Source organism: Rhizobium sp. MHM7A (assembly GCF_005862215.1).
Classification (GTDB): domain Bacteria; phylum Pseudomonadota; class Alphaproteobacteria; order Rhizobiales; family Rhizobiaceae; genus Rhizobium; species Rhizobium bangladeshense.
In genome coordinates, this window is sequence record NZ_VCHT01000007.1 from 100262 (window position 1) to 117861 (window position 17600).

General features: G+C 61.6%; 17 protein-coding genes and 1 other RNA gene. 11 read left to right on the plus strand and 7 right to left on the minus strand.

What is annotated here, in order from left to right:
* Positions 1-6: 6 nt before the first annotated feature.
* The 4 genes from FFR93_RS22455 to FFR93_RS22470 form a co-directional block, all read right to left on the minus strand.
* Positions 7-2118 (minus strand): mechanosensitive ion channel family protein, encoded by a 2112-nt coding sequence (locus tag FFR93_RS22455; protein WP_064712146.1) that lies wholly within the window; start codon positions 2116-2118, stop codon positions 7-9.
* Positions 2119-2321: 203 nt separating this feature from the next.
* Positions 2322-3353, minus strand: coding sequence for a phosphogluconate dehydrogenase (NAD(+)-dependent, decarboxylating) (gene gnd, locus FFR93_RS22460; RefSeq protein WP_138394839.1), 1032 nt, complete (start codon positions 3351-3353; stop codon positions 2322-2324).
* A 246-nt stretch (positions 3354-3599) separates the two neighbouring features.
* Positions 3600-3956, minus strand: a complete 357-nt coding sequence (locus FFR93_RS22465; protein WP_138394840.1) for a hypothetical protein — start codon at positions 3954-3956, stop codon at positions 3600-3602.
* A gap of 10 nt (positions 3957-3966) precedes the next feature.
* Positions 3967-4449: an SRPBCC domain-containing protein gene (locus tag FFR93_RS22470; RefSeq protein ID WP_064708796.1), complete on the minus strand. Its 483-nt coding sequence runs from the start codon at positions 4447-4449 to the stop codon at positions 3967-3969.
* Positions 4450-4506: 57 nt separating this feature from the next.
* On the opposite strand from FFR93_RS22470, the gene FFR93_RS22475 reads away from it, so the two are divergent.
* From FFR93_RS22475 to FFR93_RS22485, 3 genes are all read left to right on the plus strand, one after another.
* The gene (locus FFR93_RS22475) at positions 4507-4839 is read left to right on the plus strand and encodes a metalloregulator ArsR/SmtB family transcription factor (RefSeq protein ID WP_064708795.1); all 333 of its coding nucleotides are present in this window, start codon (positions 4507-4509) and stop codon (positions 4837-4839) included.
* A gap of 64 nt (positions 4840-4903) precedes the next feature.
* Positions 4904-5470 (plus strand): helix-turn-helix transcriptional regulator, encoded by a 567-nt coding sequence (locus tag FFR93_RS22480; RefSeq protein WP_138394841.1) that lies wholly within the window; start codon positions 4904-4906, stop codon positions 5468-5470.
* Positions 5471-5538: 68 nt separating this feature from the next.
* Positions 5539-6522 (plus strand): NAD(P)-dependent oxidoreductase, encoded by a 984-nt coding sequence (locus FFR93_RS22485; protein WP_064712148.1) that lies wholly within the window; start codon positions 5539-5541, stop codon positions 6520-6522.
* Between the two features lie 79 nt (positions 6523-6601).
* On the opposite strand, the gene ssrS is transcribed toward FFR93_RS22485, so the two are convergent.
* From ssrS to FFR93_RS22500, 3 genes are all read right to left on the minus strand, one after another.
* Positions 6602-6760: non-coding RNA, 6S RNA (ssrS, locus tag FFR93_RS22490), on the minus strand.
* A gap of 69 nt (positions 6761-6829) precedes the next feature.
* A complete protein-coding gene (locus FFR93_RS22495) occupies positions 6830-7207 on the minus strand; it encodes a cell division protein ZapA (RefSeq protein WP_064708792.1) in 378 nt (125 codons plus the stop codon).
* Positions 7208-7223: 16 nt separating this feature from the next.
* A complete protein-coding gene (locus tag FFR93_RS22500; protein WP_004673381.1) occupies positions 7224-7499 on the minus strand; it encodes a DUF4164 domain-containing protein in 276 nt (91 codons plus the stop codon).
* 333 nt (positions 7500-7832) lie between these two features.
* Between FFR93_RS22500 and tkt the strand changes: the two genes are divergently transcribed.
* The 8 genes from tkt to FFR93_RS22540 all read left to right on the plus strand — a co-directional run bounded on the left by tkt (position 7833) and on the right by FFR93_RS22540 (position 17598).
* Positions 7833-9806: a transketolase gene (tkt, locus tag FFR93_RS22505; RefSeq protein ID WP_138394842.1), complete on the plus strand. Its 1974-nt coding sequence runs from the start codon at positions 7833-7835 to the stop codon at positions 9804-9806.
* A gap of 81 nt (positions 9807-9887) precedes the next feature.
* Positions 9888-10898 (plus strand): type I glyceraldehyde-3-phosphate dehydrogenase, encoded by a 1011-nt coding sequence (gene gap / locus FFR93_RS22510; RefSeq protein ID WP_064708899.1) that lies wholly within the window; start codon positions 9888-9890, stop codon positions 10896-10898.
* Positions 10899-11028: 130 nt separating this feature from the next.
* The gene (locus FFR93_RS22515) at positions 11029-11343 is read left to right on the plus strand and encodes a hypothetical protein (RefSeq protein WP_064712150.1); all 315 of its coding nucleotides are present in this window, start codon (positions 11029-11031) and stop codon (positions 11341-11343) included.
* 166 nt (positions 11344-11509) lie between these two features.
* Positions 11510-11689 (plus strand): hypothetical protein, encoded by a 180-nt coding sequence (locus tag FFR93_RS22520; RefSeq protein ID WP_064708789.1) that lies wholly within the window; start codon positions 11510-11512, stop codon positions 11687-11689.
* A gap of 450 nt (positions 11690-12139) precedes the next feature.
* The gene (locus FFR93_RS22525) at positions 12140-14014 is read left to right on the plus strand and encodes a potassium/proton antiporter (RefSeq protein WP_064708898.1); all 1875 of its coding nucleotides are present in this window, start codon (positions 12140-12142) and stop codon (positions 14012-14014) included.
* A gap of 70 nt (positions 14015-14084) precedes the next feature.
* On the plus strand, positions 14085-15287 hold the full coding sequence (locus FFR93_RS22530; RefSeq protein ID WP_171049238.1) for a phosphoglycerate kinase: 1203 nt from the start codon (positions 14085-14087) through the stop codon (positions 15285-15287).
* 221 nt (positions 15288-15508) lie between these two features.
* A complete protein-coding gene (locus FFR93_RS22535) occupies positions 15509-16534 on the plus strand; it encodes a class I fructose-bisphosphate aldolase (RefSeq protein ID WP_138394844.1) in 1026 nt (341 codons plus the stop codon).
* A 140-nt stretch (positions 16535-16674) separates the two neighbouring features.
* Positions 16675-17598: a PhzF family phenazine biosynthesis protein gene (locus tag FFR93_RS22540; RefSeq protein WP_138394845.1), complete on the plus strand. Its 924-nt coding sequence runs from the start codon at positions 16675-16677 to the stop codon at positions 17596-17598.
* Positions 17599-17600: the final 2 nt, after the last annotated feature.

The following is a 17600-nucleotide window of genomic DNA, read 5'->3' on the forward strand; positions in this document are numbered from 1 at the left end:
GGGAGTTCATGCCGCCGGCTCGCCCGCGGCGCGCGCCTGCACAGCATAGCGCGCCACGGCGGCATCCACCTCCGCATCCCGGTCGCCCGCCACCTGCACCGTCGGGACGGCAAATTCGATGCCGTTTTCCCTGAAGGCATTGCGGATCATCGCCAGTGCATTGCGGCGGATGACGAATTGCTCGCCGGGCTTCGTCATCATCGACAGCCGGATCTCGATCGCGAATTCACCGAACTGCTCGACGCCCTTCATCTTCAGCGTCTCGATGATGTGCGGGCCGAATTCCGGATTCTCGAGCAGCGTCTGGCCGATCTGCTTGATCACCTTCTTCGCCTTGACGAGATCAGTATCGTATTTGACGTTGAGGCTGATCTTGTCGATCGTCCAGTCGCGATTCAAGTTCTTCACGGCGCCGAGCTCGCCAAACGGCACGGTCGTCAGCGGTCCGCGGTGATGCCTAAGCTTCACCGAGCGCAGGCTGAACGCTTCGACGACGCCCTTGTGGCTGCCGCTTTCGATATATTCGCCGACGCGGAAAGCATCGTCCCAGAGATAGAACATGCCGCTGATGACGTCCTTGACGATTGTCTGGGCGCCGAAGCCTACCGCAACGCCGACGACACCTGCGCCGGCGATGAGCGGCCCGATCTCGATGCCGAGACCCGACAGCACCATCAGCACGGCGATGACTGCGATCACGACGGCGAGAATGTTGCGGAAGATCGGCAGCAGCGTCTGAATCCGCGCATGTTTGGCCTTCTCCTCGTCCGTCGCGGTGCCGTCCAAGGGTGAACTGAGCAGCTTGCCGTCGATAAAAGCTTTAACGACGTGCCAGAGCAAATCAGCAGCGAGCAGGATGACAATCCCGCCGATGACGCCGCGCGCGATCTTGTCGGCCATCCGATCGCCGGCAGCCATGGTATCGGCGCCGACGCCGAGCATCCGCCCGAGCCAGATGGCGGCAAAGGCGATAATCAGCGCCCGCACGCCTCGGTCGAGCAGTACGGCGGCGATGCGGCGTGTGGCGAGGAAGCTCGCTTCGGTCTGTTGCAGCGATTTCACCGCAAGCGTCGAGACCGCAAGCACCCGCGGCAGCAACAGCACATAGATGCCGAGCCAGAGCAGCCCGTTGAAGCCCACGACCCACAGTCCCCAAAGCAACATGAAATAAATGGTAAGCGCCCAGGAGATTCCATAACCGCGCTTCTCGTCCTTATGCGGCCGCGACCAGACCCCCTCGATCGCGATCAGCAGCAGGCCGATACCGAGGATGTAACCGACGAGGAGCCGAGCGCTCGGTGTATAACCGAGCGGCGCCATCGACTGGATCACCGCCCAGCCGAAAGCGAAATAGATGACGAAGGTCGCGCAACGGCGATACCAGAAGAGCGTGACGGAACGTCCCGGCATGATTGGAGCAGTGACACCCTGCCGCTCCTCCTCGGCCCGCGCGAGTCCAATGAGATCGACCAGCACACCGCCGAGGCAGATCGTAAAACGCTGGACGATCAGCGCAACGACACAGACGATCGCGATACTCTGGCTGAGTGGCGGCCAATCGAGGCTGAGAAGCGTGAGCACCGTCGCCGCAGCAAAGATCAACGCCGGGATGACGCGCGGCGCCAGATGCATGCCTGCCATCGCAGCCAAACGGCGACGGCGGCGGCGGAAGGCATAGCGCGCGATGCTTTCGACGATTGCACCGAGCAGAAAGATCGCAATGAATTGAGCGATCATGCGAACCCGGCCGGTCGCGGCGATTTCACCGAGAAGCAGCGAGGATGCATTGCCGATCTGCGAGGGCAGCGTCATGGCGGCATCGGAAACCATTGAGACATGCCGCCGAGAATGCTGCAGCAAACCTGATAGGACCGACATCGGGTTTTCGGCAGCCGCGTCGCCAGCAGGGGCCGCCGCCATCTGCGTCGACATCCACTGCTTCACCTCGGGGGCCTGCATGAGCTGCATCATCTCACGCACCTGCGCTGGCGGAACGGCCGCGACCGGCGCTTGCTCCGGCGTCTGGGCGAAGGCCTGCGAAACAATCGCCAGGAACGTCATCAATGCCAGTATGCAAGATATGACGGCCTTCAAGCCCTGCGCCACGCTACGCTCCATGCCCGCCTCCAATGGGTTAATCGGCCGCCGGAACGAAGGCGGCTTCAAGATTTCCCCTTGGGCAATGCATACTCGCGACCCTTGCCGCCAGCAAGCCGTACAGACACCATACCTACGGTTAGGAATGACAGACGCGCCCCTCACGACGAGAGTGCGCCCTCTGTTCAATGATCATGTCTGATCGGTGCAGGAAGCCTTGAGCTTCACGACTTCGGAGCCGGCTTTTCCACGTGGCCGCCGAACCCCGCGCGCATTGCCGACAGCACCTTGTTGGCGAACTCGTCATTGTCGCGCGACGAGAAGCGGCCGTAGAGCGCCGCGCTCAGCACCGGCGTCGGCACGCTTTCGTCGATTGCCGCCATGATCGTCCAGCGGCCCTCGCCGCTGTCCGAAACACGGCCGGCATATTCCGACAGTGCCGGATCGGCATGCAGCGCGTCGGCGGTGAGGTCGAGCAGCCAGGAGGTGATGACGCTGCCGCGTCGCCAGACTTCGGCAACTTCCTGCAAGTTGAAGTCGTATTGAAAATGTTCCGGGTGGGCGAGCGGCGCGGTTTCCGCATCGGCCTCATGCGAGGCAGCGCCAATATTAGCGCGCTTCAAGATGTTAAGTCCTTCGGCATAGGCAGCCATCAGGCCGTATTCGATGCCGTTATGCACCATCTTGACGAAGTGACCGGCGCCATGCGGGCCGCAATGCAGGTAGCCCTGCTCAGCGGTGCTGGCCGCAGCCGCCTCGGCGCTGCGGTTGGGGGAGGCTTCCGTCGTACCGGCCCCCGGCGCCAGTGTCGCGAAGATCGGCGAAAGATGCTGGACGATGCCTTTCTCGCCGCCGATCATCAGACAATAGCCGCGCTCCAGGCCGAAGACGCCGCCGCTGGTGCCGACATCGACATAATGGATGCCTTTGGTGATGAGCTCTGCGCCGCGGCGGATGTCGTCATGATAGTAGGAGTTGCCGCCGTCGATGACAATATCTCCGTTCTGCAGCAGCGGCACCAGACTCGCCAGCACTTTGTCGACAATCGCCGCTGGCAGCATCAGCCAGATCGCACGCGGATGGCTGAGCTTCGAGACGAATTCCTCAAGCGAAGCGCTGCCGGTCGCGCCAAGGCCTGCGAGCTCGGCAACGCTTTCGGGCCTGGCGTCGTAGACGACGCATTCGTGACCGCCCCGCATCAGGCGCTTGACCATGTAATTGCCCATGCGGCCCAAACCGACCATACCAAGCTGCATCTGAAATCTCCTGGGATTTATCAATATGATTCCGGAAACTAACACCGGCGTTGTGACAGGCAAGCGAAGTCTCAGACGCCAAGGAGATGCGATGATTACACCCTTGGCGCGGCTGGACGCCCGCTGTTGCTAATCTGGCGTCTTGGGAGCGTAATTCCACCCTTCTCTAAGAATATAGCCGCCCATTCGGGCGGCTTATATCCGATGTGTGGGGACATCCGTGGCGCGCGGATCGTCGGGTGGCGGTTAATCGCGGCCGGTCTCCCGCACCAGGTGCACGATACCCGCCGGATTGAGGATCCAGCCGCCGCGGAGGTCGGGCGGCAGCGTCTCGATCAGATCGCAGCGCGGAACATCGGCCTTCTCCAAATGCTCCGCAGCACGATCGAAATCCGGCGTCAGGAATTCCAGCCAAAGCTCAGCCTGGCTCATCGTCGGAACCCGGTCGATCCAGAGCCGGATCGGTCCGAGTTCGAAGGAAATATCGTTTCCTTCGATTTCCTTCAGCTTCACCACATCTCGGTAAAAGGAAACCGTCGCGTCATACTGATGCGGCGGAACCTTCATGGCGACGTCGACGCCGCCCCAGATCAAATCGCTCATGACGCTCCCCTCAACCTTCCTGCGCTTTGGCCTGCTCGCCGCGCATCTCGCTGAGGAACATGCCGTCACGCAGGTTGATGCCATATTCGACAAAGGCTTTCATGCAGCAGAACATTTGCGTCCATCCTTCCATGTTCAGGTATGTTCCGCGGCGCCCGGGCTCATCGTCCCGCCATCCGTCTTCGGCAATGGTCACCATGGTGCCGCCATCATCCAGCGGCTTGAAATTCATTTCCACAAGCGTCTTGTAGGGCTTCTTGTCTTCGTCCGTCGCGCCATCCCAGCGCAGGACGATCTTGCTCTCGGGCACCAGCTCGATCACTTCGACTGGCACATCCTTCCACCACGTTACTGTCACTCCCTGCGCAAGGGGCGCGCTCGCTCCGCCGACGGTGGTGAAATAGCTCGACAGCTTCGTTGGATTGACGACCGCGTCGAAGACGTCAGCCACTGGGCGGCCGATGCGACCCGAGACGCGAATATTAAGGGACATGAGACCTTCCTCCTCTTCTTCGTTGTATCCGGGACGATTATGTTATAAAAATATAACATGTCAAGCGAATCGAACGACGACCTCATATTCAAAGCCTTGGCGCATCGCCGCCGCCGCGAAATCCTCGACCTGCTGAAGAAAGAACCCCACACGACAGGTGCGCTCTGCGAGGCGTTCCCGGAGATGGATCGCTGCACCGTGATGCAGCATCTGAAGGTGCTTGAAGACGCGGATCTGGTCATTGCCAGGAAGGAAGGCCGGGAGCGCTGGAATCATCTGAATAGCCTACCCATTAAACATATCCACGACCGCTGGATCAGTGCCTATGCAGGCCATGCCCTATCCATCCTTGACCGGCTGAAGAACGACCTCGAAGGCCAGCCGGAATAACAGACCCGCTTGTCTCCCGGCCGACCGAAACCTATGCTGGCAGAAAATATGAGACGTAGGACGCATGACGATATCGGGAGCCGGCATACGCCGCATGCGGCTGCTGCGCAGCATGAAGCAGCAGCACCTCGCGGAACTCCTCGGCGTCGACCAGGCGACCGTTTCGCGTCTGGAGCGCGGCCAGCTTACCCCCTCGCCCCATCTGGCTGCTAAGCTGGAGCGAATTTTCGCCTCCCCGCAACATGCTGCGGCCGATGCGGCTTTGAAGCGGCTGGTCGAGGACTCCGTCCGGCCTGTGCATCTGATCTGCGATAGCACCCATCGGCTGCTGTCCGCCTCTCGCCCGCGGCAGGCGGAATGGCGCGCACCGCTCGGCGCTTTTCTCGGCCGCTCTCTTTTCTCCTACGCCTCCGCCGAGATCGCCGCCGCCGAACAATCTCTGGAGGAGTGCGGCTGGCACGAAGGCAGGCTGCTGTCGTTGACTTTCGATACCGGCGCCAACGGCAATGCACGCCTGCCGATTGCCGCCGGCCGCGTCACCTGGGAGCGGATCATGCTCGCCGACGGCGGTGCCGGCCGCCTCGTCACGACCATGACGGAGCCTGCAGCTTTCCTGCACCCCGATGCATAATTTATGCGTTGTCCGCGAAGGCAGGTCTTTTGTAGCCTCCGCCGCGAAATGGGTCAGGAGGCGACGTGATGACGATATTGGTGACGGGAAGTGCCGGCCATCTGGGAGAGGCGCTGATGCGGACCCTGAGGGCGGAAAGCCGATGGGCGCGCGGCATCGACATCAAGCCCTCAGCTTTCACCGATATGGTCGGCTCGATCGTCGACCGCGACTTCGTCAGGCAGGCCATGTCAGGCGTCAGCCACGTCATCCACGCCGCGACCTTACACAAGCCGCATGTGGCGACCCACGCCAACCGCGACTTCCTCGACACCAATGTCTCCGGCACGCTGAACCTGCTCGAAGAGGCGACTGCCGCCGGCATTGCCAGCTTCGTCTTCACCAGCACCACCAGCGCCTTTGGCGCCGCATTGACGCCGGCAGCCGGCGAGCCCGCGGCCTGGGTCACCGAGGATGTGCTTCCCGTTGCAAGAAATATATATGGCGTGACGAAGCTCGCCGCCGAAGGCGTCTCGGAACTCTTCGCCCGCAAATCCCGCCTGCCCGTTGTGATCCTGAGGACATCGCGTTTCTTTCCCGAAAGCGACGACGATCCCGAAATCCGCAATCGATATTCGGCGGAAAATGCTCAGGCCAACGAGCTGCTTCATCGCCGCGTCGACATCAGCGACGTGGTCGGCGCCCATCTGCTGGCGCTAGAAAAGGCGCCTGCGATCGGCTTCGGCCGCTACATTATCTCCGCCACGACGCCCTTTTCCTGTGGCGATCTCGCCGATCTCAGGGAAGACGCGCCTACCGTGGTCGAACGGCTCTTTCCCGGTGCGGGTGCCCTTTATGCCCGACGCGGCTGGAAAATGTTCCCGGCACTCGACCGCGTCTATGTCAACGAACGGGCAAGGCGCGAACTCGGCTGGCAGCCGCAATACAACTTCCCCTTCCTGCTCGAGTGCCTGCGCGACGGCAGGGAATGGCGCAGCCTTCTGGCGCGCGATGTCGGCTCCAAAGGTTACCACGACGAGGTCTTCGCCGAAGGGCCCTACCCGGTGAACTAGGATTGAGTTGCGGCCTCTGCGCATCATCACGATCCGGCCGAAGCGGGTCGTCGCGTCTCTTCGCCAACATGAAAGGAAAGTGCGATCCACGACGACCGATGGATGTTTACGATCCTGGGCGCCTACAAACGTAGGTGGGCACCGTGTGTCCAGGCCCACGGGCCTGGCCAGGGACAGCTCCCTTTGGATCGAGTATGGCCCCAGGGATTGTGGTTCCTGTCGAGAGGCGCAGACCGCATCGCGATATATAAGGTCGTTTGCGCCGACGCGCCAGTGGCGGCAGCAGGCAGTCCGTATTTAATTGAGATCAATTCAGCTCGGGAGCGGAACGGCCATTCAGTTTGTCGGTGATGCCGCGGATCCGGCTCGAAACCTCGCCGAGCGCCGCCGCCAGAGTTTCCTCGGTGCGGGCGGTCGCGGCAAGCACGGTGTCGCGGTTGCCGCGCAGCGACTCGAGCTCGGCTTCCAGCCCCGCTATGCGGCGCGTCAGCTCGGAAATCTCGTCCATGATCATGATGCCCGCCATGACAGTGATCCTGAGATCGCCGATCTCGCCGAACTGGCCCTTGAGATGGCCGACATAGCGGTCGAAACGGGTGGCGAGATCGGTCAGATGATCCTCCTGCCCTTCCTCGCAGGCCATCCGGTAGGCCTTGCCGTCGATCGTTACCGTCACCTGCGCCATCTCAAATTCTCTCTCATCAACGGTCCAGAACCGCGCGGATCGTCTCCATGGCCGTCACCAGCCGCCGCGATACCTCGCGATTGACCTCTTCCAGTCGGTTGGCCCGGAATTCGGCCTGGTCGAGCTCCTGTGCCAGCCTGGAGCGATCGGCATGCACGCGCCGCACCTCGCCCTCGATCTCTCCCTGCTCACGCTGCCGCTCGATGCGCATATCGACTGCGTTCTCGAGGCTCGAGATCGCCTGTCTCAGCTCATTGAGCGCTGCTTCCATGGTTTTGCCTGTGGGCGTCATGCCTTCCGCTTCCCCTGCAGGACCCGCGAATCGACACTCAGCGCCGATCCTGTGATTTCAAGAGGATATGCAGCTCGCCAACGGCCCGTCAATAAATGCTGCTACCTGTCCGCCGGCCTATCCTGTGGATGAGCGCTTTACCGATGTCTGCCGCGCCCAGATTTGTCATTTGTACAATCGTGCGATCAAATGTCAAAAAATGCCGCAGCGCACCCGGATTCGGCCTGCCATTTATTGACTTGCCCGTCTTAACTGGTATGTCTCAGCCGCTTTCACTCGATGGTCTTGGAGGCTCGAGGCCATCCCCCGACACCCGGAGCTTGCGGAAAAGCCATGACCTCTCCCGAACAACACGACCGGATGGCGAACGCGATCCGTTTTCTCGCCATGGATGCCGTTGAAAAGGCGAATTCCGGCCACCCGGGCATGCCGATGGGCATGGCTGACGTGGCTACGGTCCTGTTCACCAAATATCTGAAGTTCGATCCGAAGAAGCCGCATTGGCCGAACCGTGATCGGTTCGTGCTCTCTGCCGGCCACGGCTCGATGCTGCTTTATTCACTCCTCTATTTGACCGGCTACCCCGACATGACAGTCGAGGACCTGAAGCAGTTCCGCCAGATCGGATCCAAGACCGCTGGCCACCCGGAATACGGGCATGCGACCGGCATCGAGACCACTACCGGCCCGCTCGGCCAGGGCATCGCCAACGCCGTCGGCATGGCGATCGCCGAGCGCAAGCTGCGCGAGGAATTCGGGGCAGACCTCCAGGACCACTATACCTACGTCATCAATGGCGACGGCTGCCTGATGGAAGGCATTAGCCATGAGGCGATCGCGCTTGCCGGCCACCTGAAGCTGAACAAGCTCATCCTCTTCTGGGATAACAACTCGATCACCATCGACGGCGCCGTCTCGCTGTCGGATTCGACCGATCAGATTGCCCGCTTCAAGGCCGTTCACTGGAACACGATCGAGATCGATGGCCACGATCAGGTCGCCATCGCCGATGCGATCGAAGCCGCCCACAAGTCCGATCGCCCGACCTTCATCGCCTGCAAGACCGTCATCGGCTTCGGCGCCCCAAACAAGGCCGGCAGCCACAAGGTTCACGGCAGCCCGCTCGGCGCCGATGAAATCGCCGCGACCCGCAAGGCGCTGAACTGGGATTACGAGCCATTCGTCATTCCTTCCGACGTTCTCGATGCATGGCGCCTAGCCGGCACCCGCTCCGACAATATCGTCAACGCATGGGAAGAAACCCTTGCCAAGTCGCCTATCAAGGCGGAGTTCTCCCGCCGCATGGCAGGCGAACTGCCGGAAGGCTTCGACGCCGCGATCGGCGCATATAAGAAGAAGCTCGCCGAGACCAAGCCGACGGTCGCAACCCGCAAGGCATCCGAGGATGCGCTCGAGATTATCAACGGTTTTGTACCGGAAACCCTCGGCGGCTCCGCCGACCTGACGCCGTCGAACAACACCAAGACCAGCCAGATGCACTCGATCACGCCGACGGATTTCGCCGGCCGTTACATGCATTGGGGTATCCGCGAGCACGGCATGGCTTCGGCCATGAACGGCATCGCGCTGCATGGCGGCCTTATCCCCTATAGCGGCGGGTTCCTGATCTTCTCGGATTATTGCCGTCCGCCGATCCGCCTTGCTGCGCTGATGGGAATTCGCGTCATCCATGTTCTGACGCATGACTCGATCGGCGTCGGCGAAGACGGCCCGACGCATCAGCCCGTCGAGCAGCTCGCCGGCCTGCGCGCCATCCCCAACCTGCTGGTCTTCCGTCCGGCAGATGCCACGGAAACAGCGGAATGCTGGCAGATCGCCATCAAGACGCACAACCGTCCTTCTGGTCTTGCCCTGACGCGCCAGAACCTAACGGCGGTCCGCACCGAATACAGCGAAATGAACCTTTGCGAGCAGGGCGCTTACACGCTCGCCGGCAATGCCGATGCCAAGGTGACGATCTTCGCCTCCGGCTCCGAGGTGGAGATCGCCGTCGCGGCTCGCGCAGCCCTCGAAGCCAAGGGTGTGGCGGTGCGCGTCGTATCGGTTCCCTGCACGGAGCTGTTCTTCGAACAACCGGAAGCCTATCGCAAGCAGGTGCTCGGCAACTCGCCGGTCAAGATTGCCGTCGAAGCCGCCGTCCGCGAAGGCTGGGATGCCTTCATTGGGCCGGAAGGCACTTTCATCGGCATGAAGGGCTTCGGCGCTTCCGGTCCGGTCAAGGACGTTTACAAGCATTTCGGCATAACCGCCGACGCCGTCGTTGCGGCTGCGGAAGCAAAGCTTTAATGAGAGCGCCTTGAGGCGCTCTCCATCTCCTCAATTCCAGGCCCGGCCTTTCGGGCCCTATTCTATCGGGAGTGAATGAACATGACAGTCAAGGTTGCCATCAACGGTTTCGGCCGCATCGGTCGTAACGTCCTCCGCGCTATCGTCGAATCCGGCCGGACCGACATCGAAGTCGTCGCCATCAACGACCTCGGTCCGGTCGAGACCAACGCCCATCTGCTGCGTTACGACTCGATTCACGGCAAGTTCCCGGCCGAGGTGAAGGTCGAAGGCGACACGATCATCGTCGGCGGCGGCAAGCCGATCAAGGTCACCGCGATCAAGGACCCGGCAACGCTGCCGCACCGCGAGCTCGGCGTCGACATCGCCATGGAATGCACGGGCATCTTCACCGCCCGCGACAAGGCCGCCGCCCACCTGACGGCCGGCGCCAAGCGCGTCATCGTCTCGGCTCCCGCCGACGGCGCCGACCTGACGGTCGTTTTCGGTGTCAACCATGACCAGCTCACCAAGGAGCACATGGTCATCTCCAACGCCTCCTGCACCACCAACTGCCTGGTGCCGGTCGTGAAGGTTCTCGACGACGCCGTCGGCATCGACCACGGCTTCATGACGACGATCCACTCCTACACTGGCGACCAGCCGACGCTCGACACGATGCACAAGGACCTGTATCGCGCCCGCGCTGCCGCCCTCTCCATGATCCCGACCTCGACGGGCGCCGCCAAGGCCGTCGGCCTCGTGCTGCCGCACCTCAAGGGCAAGCTCGACGGCACCTCGATCCGCGTTCCCACCCCCAACGTCTCGGTCGTCGACTTCAAGTTCGTCTCCAAGAAGTCCACCACGGTCGGCGAAATCAACGAAGCGATCAAGGCTGCCTCCAATGGCAAGCTGAAGGGCATCCTCGGCTACACCGACGAGCCGCTCGTCTCCCGCGACTTCAACCACGACAGCCATTCGTCGATCTTCGCAACCGATCAGACGAAGGTCATGGAAGGCAATTTCGTGCGCGTCCTGTCCTGGTACGACAACGAGTGGGGCTTCTCCAGCCGCATGTCCGACACAGCCGTGGCCTTCGCCAAGCTCATCTGAGAGCTCGACCAGTGAATATCGCAGGCGGCCCGGGAAACCGGGCCGTTTTGTCATAGGCGTCTGAAGCCGGTCGTGGCATTATTGACAGCCCCGGAGCCGCCGTCGCACCCGGGGAGATAAAGGGGAATGGATGGACTACTTTACCGTTGAAATCGCCGGCCGCGCCGTCGCCAGCTTCCGTTCGAAAAACCATGAAGAAGCAACGCATTTCTTTGAAGCGGAAGACTTTCGCGACGATCTGACTATCCTTGAGTCCGAAGGCAAGCCCCTGTGGGACCGCAAGGCGACGCTCAGCCTGCGCAAGGCGACCGCTGAGGAAGCCAGCGAAGTCGAGCACGCCTATGAATTCGACGACGATCCGGAAAGGACTATCGACGACGAGTTCGTGGTTTTCCTGGTACCGGTCGAAGATCTGACCGACGAGGGCGAGGACACCGAAGACTGACAGTCGATCTGTATTGGTCTTCCGGTTTTTGAAGCCTTCTCGAAACGACCGGTTCGCTGCGGCCGGAGGACGGAATGAGAGTTGGCAATGCGCTGGCCATGCGTGATAGACTGAGGAAATGCATAACGCTGCACAATGGCTGAAATGATCCAAGTGGAGGCGATAAATGGCAGAGGCGCAAAAACGCTTGTCCCACACCACCCTCAAGCGGCGGCAGCGTTTTCACCCCAAGCGGGACGTCAGACCTGCCGTGCTGGCAAAGGCTAATCGCCTGGTCGTCCGGATCGCCGCGTTCATCGGTCTTGCGTTTCTCGCCATCGTCACACTTCAGGCAGTGTTGGGATAGCCGACCAGCCCGCGGCCGCTTCCGGCCAGCCCGGCATCCTATCCGCTACCCTCGGCGTTCATTTTCCCGCTCTCCGCATCCGGGCGCCTGTAATTCATTCTACCCCCATCGGCAAAGCGAAGGCGGCCGCCTGGACGGAGGAGCGATCTTATTCCGCTACCGTTCGCAGATGCCGGCAGGAAAAATCCGTACCCGTGTTTTTTGCCCTGCTCTCGCCTGATTTTCCTATACATTCTTTATAGAGAACTTCTCCCGTAGCATTCCGTGTCGGTCGCCGTCCGGCGAGCCGCTCAGCAGCATGATGTGGCATCGAGTCGAGGTTAAGCCGCAAGGCCTACCCTTCTCTGGGATTTTGCCCTTTACTGGCGGATCGCCAGGCGTGGCGGGGGAATGAAGCAGGGCGGAGCGCCGGAGGCCGCGTTCGCCAAGCAGTCGATGGAAGGGGTGGGCATGGAAGCGTTCTATATTGTGGTACTGGTCGCGACGGCGCTCGTGCTTCTGGCCGCTTTTTCGAGCCTGCTCGCCTTCCGCTTCGGCGCCCCGCTGCTTCTTCTCTTCCTGATGATCGGCCTTGCCGCCGGCGTCGACGGCCTCGGCATCGAATTCAGCAACAACTATCTCGCCTATATTCTCGGCTCTATTGCGCTCGCCGTCATTCTGTTTGATTCCGGCTTCGGCACGCCGATGCAGGCCTTTCGGCTCGCGGCCGTGCCTTCTTTGACGCTCGCCTCGGTCGGCGTTCTGATTACCGCATCGCTGTTTGCCGTCGCGGCCATGTGGCTTTTGAACTTCACCTGGCTCGAAGGCCTGTTGCTCGGCTCGATCGTCGCATCGACGGATGCCGCCGCCGTCTTCTTCCTGTTGCGCATCGGCGGCATCAATATCCGCGATAAGGTGCGCTCGACGCTGGAAGTCGAATCCGGCACCAACGATCCGATGGCGATCTTCCTCACTATCGCCCTTGTCGAGGTCCTGGCGAGCGGCGAGCGTTACGCTGGCATCAACATCGGCATGCTCGCCATGTTCATCCAGCAGATGGGGCTCGGTGTCATTCTCGGCCTGCTCGGCGGCATGATGATCGTGCTGATCGTCAGCAAGCTTGATACGGATCGGGGCCTGACGCCGATCTTCGTGCTGGCGCTCGCCCTTCTCGTTTTCTCCTTTGCCGGTGCGGTCGGCGGCAGCGGCTTCCTAGCCGTCTATGTCGCCGGCATCTATGCCGGAAACCGGAGAATGCAGGCGCTCGGCACGATCAAACGCTTCCAGGACGGCATGACTTGGCTGGCGCAGATCATCATGTTCCTGGTGCTGGGCCTGCTCGCCACGCCCTCACAATTTCCCGCCATCGTCGTGCCGGCCATCCTGCTTGCCCTCTTCCTGATCTTCATTGCCCGGCCGCTGGCAATCTGGCTGTCGCTGCTTCCATTCGATTATACACAACAGGAGATCGGTTTCGTCGCCTGGGTCGGCCTGCGTGGCGCCGTCTCCATTCTGCTTGCTATCATGCCCATCCTCGGCGGGCTGGAAAACGGCCAGCTCTTCTTCAACACCGCCTTCATCATCGTGTTGGTCTCCCTGCTCATCCAAGGCTGGACGATCAAGCCGATCGCCAAGAAGCTCGGCCTGATCATTCCGCCGCGCATTGGCGCCGTCGACAAGGTCGAGGTCGACCTTCCAGGCGCTGCCAACCACGAACTTCTCTCCTATCGTGTGATCAAGGATAGTCCCGTACTGCGCGGCGAGCGCATTCCGCGCTGGGCCACTCCTTCGCTTGTCATCCGCGACGGCAAGTCAATGCGTTATCAGTATGCCGGGCGGCTGCGCGAGAACGATCTCGTCTATCTCTTCATCGTGCCGAGTTATTCCCGCCTGCTCGACCGCCTCTTTGCCAGCCGCGCGCCCGTGGATGAGGACGATGCCGAATTCTTCGGCGCCTTCGCGCTCTCCCCTGCCCGCCCCGCGGCCGATCTCGATGCCGCCTACGGGCCCGGCCTGCTCCACGAATCTGAAAAAGGCCTGACGATCGCGGAACTGATGCGGCAGCGCCTCGGCGGCAAGGCCGATTATGCCGATCGCGTCCGCCTCGGCTCGATCATCCTCATCGTCCGCGATCTCGACGAGCACGACCACATCACCTCCGTCGGCATGTCGCTCGAAGCGGTCGAACCTGCCACCACCCTACCGATTTTCATCAATCTCAAGGACATCATCCAGCGCATCCGCGAGCGGTTGGACGGACGCCGCAGCCGCGAAGCCGCGGCCTCCGAAACCATGCCGAAAGCATCGGCCGGAGGCGACAAAGCCAGACGCGAAAACGGCCGTTGAACGCCTTGCGTCTCGAATGATCCTTGCTATGGTCGGCGCGACTTCCGCCAACCAAGACTGGATTTCCCCCATGCCTTCTTTCAAGACCCTCGACGATCTCTCCGACATCAGCGGCGAGCGTGTGCTCATCCGGGTTGACCTCAACGTCCCGGTCAAGGACGGCAAGGTTACCGATACGACGCGCATCGAGCGCGTGGCGCCGACGATCCTCGAATTGTCGGGCAAGGGCGCCAAGGTGATCCTGCTAGCTCATTTCGGCCGGCCTAAGGACGGCCCTTCGCCGGATCTGTCGCTGTCGCTGATCGCCCCTTCCGTCGAGGAAGTGCTCGGCCATACCGTGCTGACGGCCTCCGACTGCATCGGCGATGCGGCTGCCTCCGCCGTCGGCGCGATGAAGGACGGCGATATCCTGCTCCTGGAAAACACTCGCTTTCACAAGGGCGAGGAGAAGAACGATCCCGATTTCACCAAGGCGCTCGCCGCCAACGGCGACATCTATGTCAATGACGCCTTCTCCGCCGCCCACCGCGCCCATGCTTCCACCGAGGGCCTTGCCCATCTCCTGCCGGCCTATGCCGGCCGCACCATGCAGGCCGAGCTGGAAGCGCTGGAAAAGGGTCTCGGCAATCCCGCCCGCCCCGTCGTCGCCATCGTCGGGGGCGCCAAGGTCTCAACCAAGATCGATCTTTTGATGAACCTCGTGAAGAAGGTCGACGCGCTCGTCATCGGCGGCGGCATGGCCAACACCTTCATCGCCGCCCGCGGCACCAATGTCGGCAAGTCGCTTTGCGAGCATGATCTCGCCGAAACCGCCAAGCAGATCATGATCGAGGCAGCGACCGCCGGTTGCGCCATCATCCTGCCGGAGGACGGCGTCGTCGCCCGCGAGTTCAAGGCGGGTGCCGCCAATGAAACGGTCGATATCAACGCCATTCCCGCCGATGCCATGATGCTCGACGTCGGCCCGAAATCCGTCCATGCCATCAATGCCTGGATTGAGCGCGCCTCGACCCTTGTCTGGAACGGCCCGCTCGGCGCCTTCGAGATCGAGCCCTTCGATGCCGCAACGGTCGCTGCGGCAAAATACGCCGCAGAGCGCACAGCGGCCGGCAAGCTGACCTCCGTTGCCGGCGGCGGCGACACCGTCTCAGCGCTGAACCATGCCGGCGTTGCCGACGATTTCACCTATGTCTCCACCGCTGGCGGCGCTTTCCTCGAGTGGATGGAAGGCAAGGAACTTCCCGGCGTCGCCGTCCTCGGCGCCGGGAGATAAGCATCAAGCAATTTGGCAGGTTTTACATGTGGATAGACCGCGGCGGCGAGGAGCCTCCGCGGTCTTTTGCTCAGGCGCGGTAAAAAATCCCAATCTTTCAAACGATTGAATTCATTTCAATCGTTTCAATGACTTAGCCCTCCATTTTCCTCTCTATAAACTTCTGTTATCGCCGTCCTATATTCTTAAACCGCCGATGTTTCATGCTGTGGAGAGAACGAATGAGCGAACGACTGGAAGACATTGCAGTGCAGATGGTTGCTGGTGGCCGGGGACTGCTAGCCGCTGATGAATCGACCTCCACCATCAAGAAGCGTTTCGACACGATCAATCTCGAATCAACCGAAACGAGCCGTCGCGATTACCGCGAGATGCTCTTCCGCTCCGACGAGGCGATGAAGAAATATATTTCCGGCGTCATCCTGTTCGAAGAGACGCTCTTCCAGAACGCCGCAAACGGCACGCCTTTCGTCGATATTATCCGCGCCGCTGGTTCCATTCCCGGCATCAAGGTTGATACCGGCGCCAAGCCGATGGCCAAATTTCCGGGCGAGACCATCACCGAGGGCCTCGATGGCCTCGGCGAGCGCCTTGCTCGATATTACGAGGCCGGCGCCCGTTTCGCCAAGTGGCGCGGCGTCATCGCCATCTCCTCGACGCTGCCGACCCGCGGCTCGGTCCGCGCCAATGCTCAGGCGCTTGCTCGCTACGCCGCTCTTTGCCAGGAAGCCAAGATCGTTCCGATCGTCGAGCCGGAATGCCTCATGGACGGCAAGCCGGGCGACCACAATATCGACCGCTGCGCCGAGGTCACCGAATCCACGCTGCGCATCGTTTTTGAGGAACTGGCCGATGCCCGCGTCAGCCTCGAAGGCATGATCCTGAAGCCGAACATGGTCATCGACGGCAAGAACGCCCGCAAGGCCTCGGTCACCGAAGTGGCGGAACGCACCGTGCAGGTGCTCAAGCGCACGGTCCCGTCAGCGGTTCCGGGCATCGCCTTCCTCTCCGGCGGCCAGTCGACCGAAGAGGCGACCGCGCACCTTTCCGCCATCAATGCCATGGCTGACCTGCCCTGGTTCGTCACCTTCTCCTATGGCCGCGCCTTGCAGGACAGCGCGCTCAAGGCCTGGAATGGCAAGCCGGAAAATGTCGCCGCCGGGCAGCGCGAATTCACCCACCGCGCCGAGATGAACAGCCTTGCTGCCAAGGGCAACTGGCAGAAGGACCTGGAAAAGGCGGCCTGATCCAGGTAGCCTCAAGTCGATTGCAGAAAGGGCGGCAACTGGATGTTGCCGCCCTTTCTGTATTGTCTCGGCGACAAGAAACCGCTTCGCCGCACCAAAAATCGTGATTATTCATAACGGCCGCTGCTACAGGAGCCGCTATGACTACCGTCCCCTACCTCACTGTCGACGTCTTCACCACCACGCGTTTCGAGGGCAACCCGCTTGCCGTGATTTTCGATGCGCGCGGCCTCACCGATGCGGCAATGCAGAAGATCGCCACAGAATTCAACTATTCCGAAGTCACCTTCGTCCTGCCGCCGGAAGACCCCGCCAATTCCGCCCGCGTGCGCATCTTCACCCCGACGATGGAGATCCCCTTTGCCGGACATCCGAATGTCGGCACCGCCTTTGTGCTCGGCCAGCAGGCGGAGATCTTCGGTAAGCCTGTCGGCGATACACTGCGCTTCGAAGAAAGGGCCGGACTGGTCGAGGTCATTCTGGAACGCAACGAGGGAAGGGTGACGGCCGCCGCTATCCGCGCGCCGCAACCGCTGGCGATCGGCGATACCATCACGGGAGAAACTGTCGCCCGCTGCGTCTCGCTCGATCCCGGCGTCGTGGTCGCGACCACCCATGCGCCGGTCTTTGCCTCCGTCGGCCTGAACTTCGCCGTCGCTGAATTGAGCGGAGTTGAAGCACTGGCCGCCGCCCGCCCGAACCTCGCCGGCTTCCATGAAGCTGCCGGCCGTCAGACTACGAGCGGCCACGACTTCTCGCTCTTCGTCTACATTAGGGCACCTGAAAATCCCTGGAATATTCGCGCCCGCATGTTCGCGCCGCTCGATAATGTGCCCGAGGATCCCGCGACGGGCAGCGCTGCGGCGGCCCTCGGCGCCTACCTCGTTTCGCTGGCGCCGGAGGCCGATATGAACGTCCGCATCACTATCGAACAGGGCGTGGAAATGGGCCGCCGCAGCATTATCGCTCTTGATGTCACAAAATCCGGCGGGATCGTCACCGACGTTATGATCTCGGGAAGTTGCGTCTCCGTCATGCGCGGAGAAATCACCTTGCGGGACTGACA

What these genes read in the sequence shown, in the direction of transcription:
- FFR93_RS22455 (WP_064712146.1), bottom strand. Translation starts at nt 2,118, where the DNA reads ATGGAGCGTAGCGTGGCGCAGGGCTTGAAGGCCGTCATATCTTGCATA.
- gnd (WP_138394839.1), bottom strand. Translation starts at nt 3,353, where the DNA reads ATGCAGCTTGGTATGGTCGGTTTGGGCCGCATGGGCAATTACATGGTC.
- FFR93_RS22465 (WP_138394840.1), bottom strand. Translation starts at nt 3,956, where the DNA reads ATGAGCGATTTGATCTGGGGCGGCGTCGACGTCGCCATGAAGGTTCCG.
- FFR93_RS22470 (WP_064708796.1), bottom strand. Translation starts at nt 4,449, where the DNA reads ATGTCCCTTAATATTCGCGTCTCGGGTCGCATCGGCCGCCCAGTGGCT.
- FFR93_RS22475 (WP_064708795.1), top strand. Translation starts at nt 4,507, where the DNA reads ATGTCAAGCGAATCGAACGACGACCTCATATTCAAAGCCTTGGCGCAT.
- FFR93_RS22480 (WP_138394841.1), top strand. Translation starts at nt 4,904, where the DNA reads ATGACGATATCGGGAGCCGGCATACGCCGCATGCGGCTGCTGCGCAGC.
- FFR93_RS22485 (WP_064712148.1), top strand. Translation starts at nt 5,539, where the DNA reads ATGACGATATTGGTGACGGGAAGTGCCGGCCATCTGGGAGAGGCGCTG.
- FFR93_RS22495 (WP_064708792.1), bottom strand. Translation starts at nt 7,207, where the DNA reads ATGGCGCAGGTGACGGTAACGATCGACGGCAAGGCCTACCGGATGGCC.
- FFR93_RS22500 (WP_004673381.1), bottom strand. Translation starts at nt 7,499, where the DNA reads ATGACGCCCACAGGCAAAACCATGGAAGCAGCGCTCAATGAGCTGAGA.
- tkt (WP_138394842.1), top strand. Translation starts at nt 7,833, where the DNA reads ATGACCTCTCCCGAACAACACGACCGGATGGCGAACGCGATCCGTTTT.
- gap (WP_064708899.1), top strand. Translation starts at nt 9,888, where the DNA reads ATGACAGTCAAGGTTGCCATCAACGGTTTCGGCCGCATCGGTCGTAAC.
- FFR93_RS22515 (WP_064712150.1), top strand. Translation starts at nt 11,029, where the DNA reads ATGGACTACTTTACCGTTGAAATCGCCGGCCGCGCCGTCGCCAGCTTC.
- FFR93_RS22520 (WP_064708789.1), top strand. Translation starts at nt 11,510, where the DNA reads ATGGCAGAGGCGCAAAAACGCTTGTCCCACACCACCCTCAAGCGGCGG.
- FFR93_RS22525 (WP_064708898.1), top strand. Translation starts at nt 12,140, where the DNA reads ATGGAAGCGTTCTATATTGTGGTACTGGTCGCGACGGCGCTCGTGCTT.
- FFR93_RS22530 (WP_171049238.1), top strand. Translation starts at nt 14,085, where the DNA reads ATGCCTTCTTTCAAGACCCTCGACGATCTCTCCGACATCAGCGGCGAG.
- FFR93_RS22535 (WP_138394844.1), top strand. Translation starts at nt 15,509, where the DNA reads ATGAGCGAACGACTGGAAGACATTGCAGTGCAGATGGTTGCTGGTGGC.
- FFR93_RS22540 (WP_138394845.1), top strand. Translation starts at nt 16,675, where the DNA reads ATGACTACCGTCCCCTACCTCACTGTCGACGTCTTCACCACCACGCGT.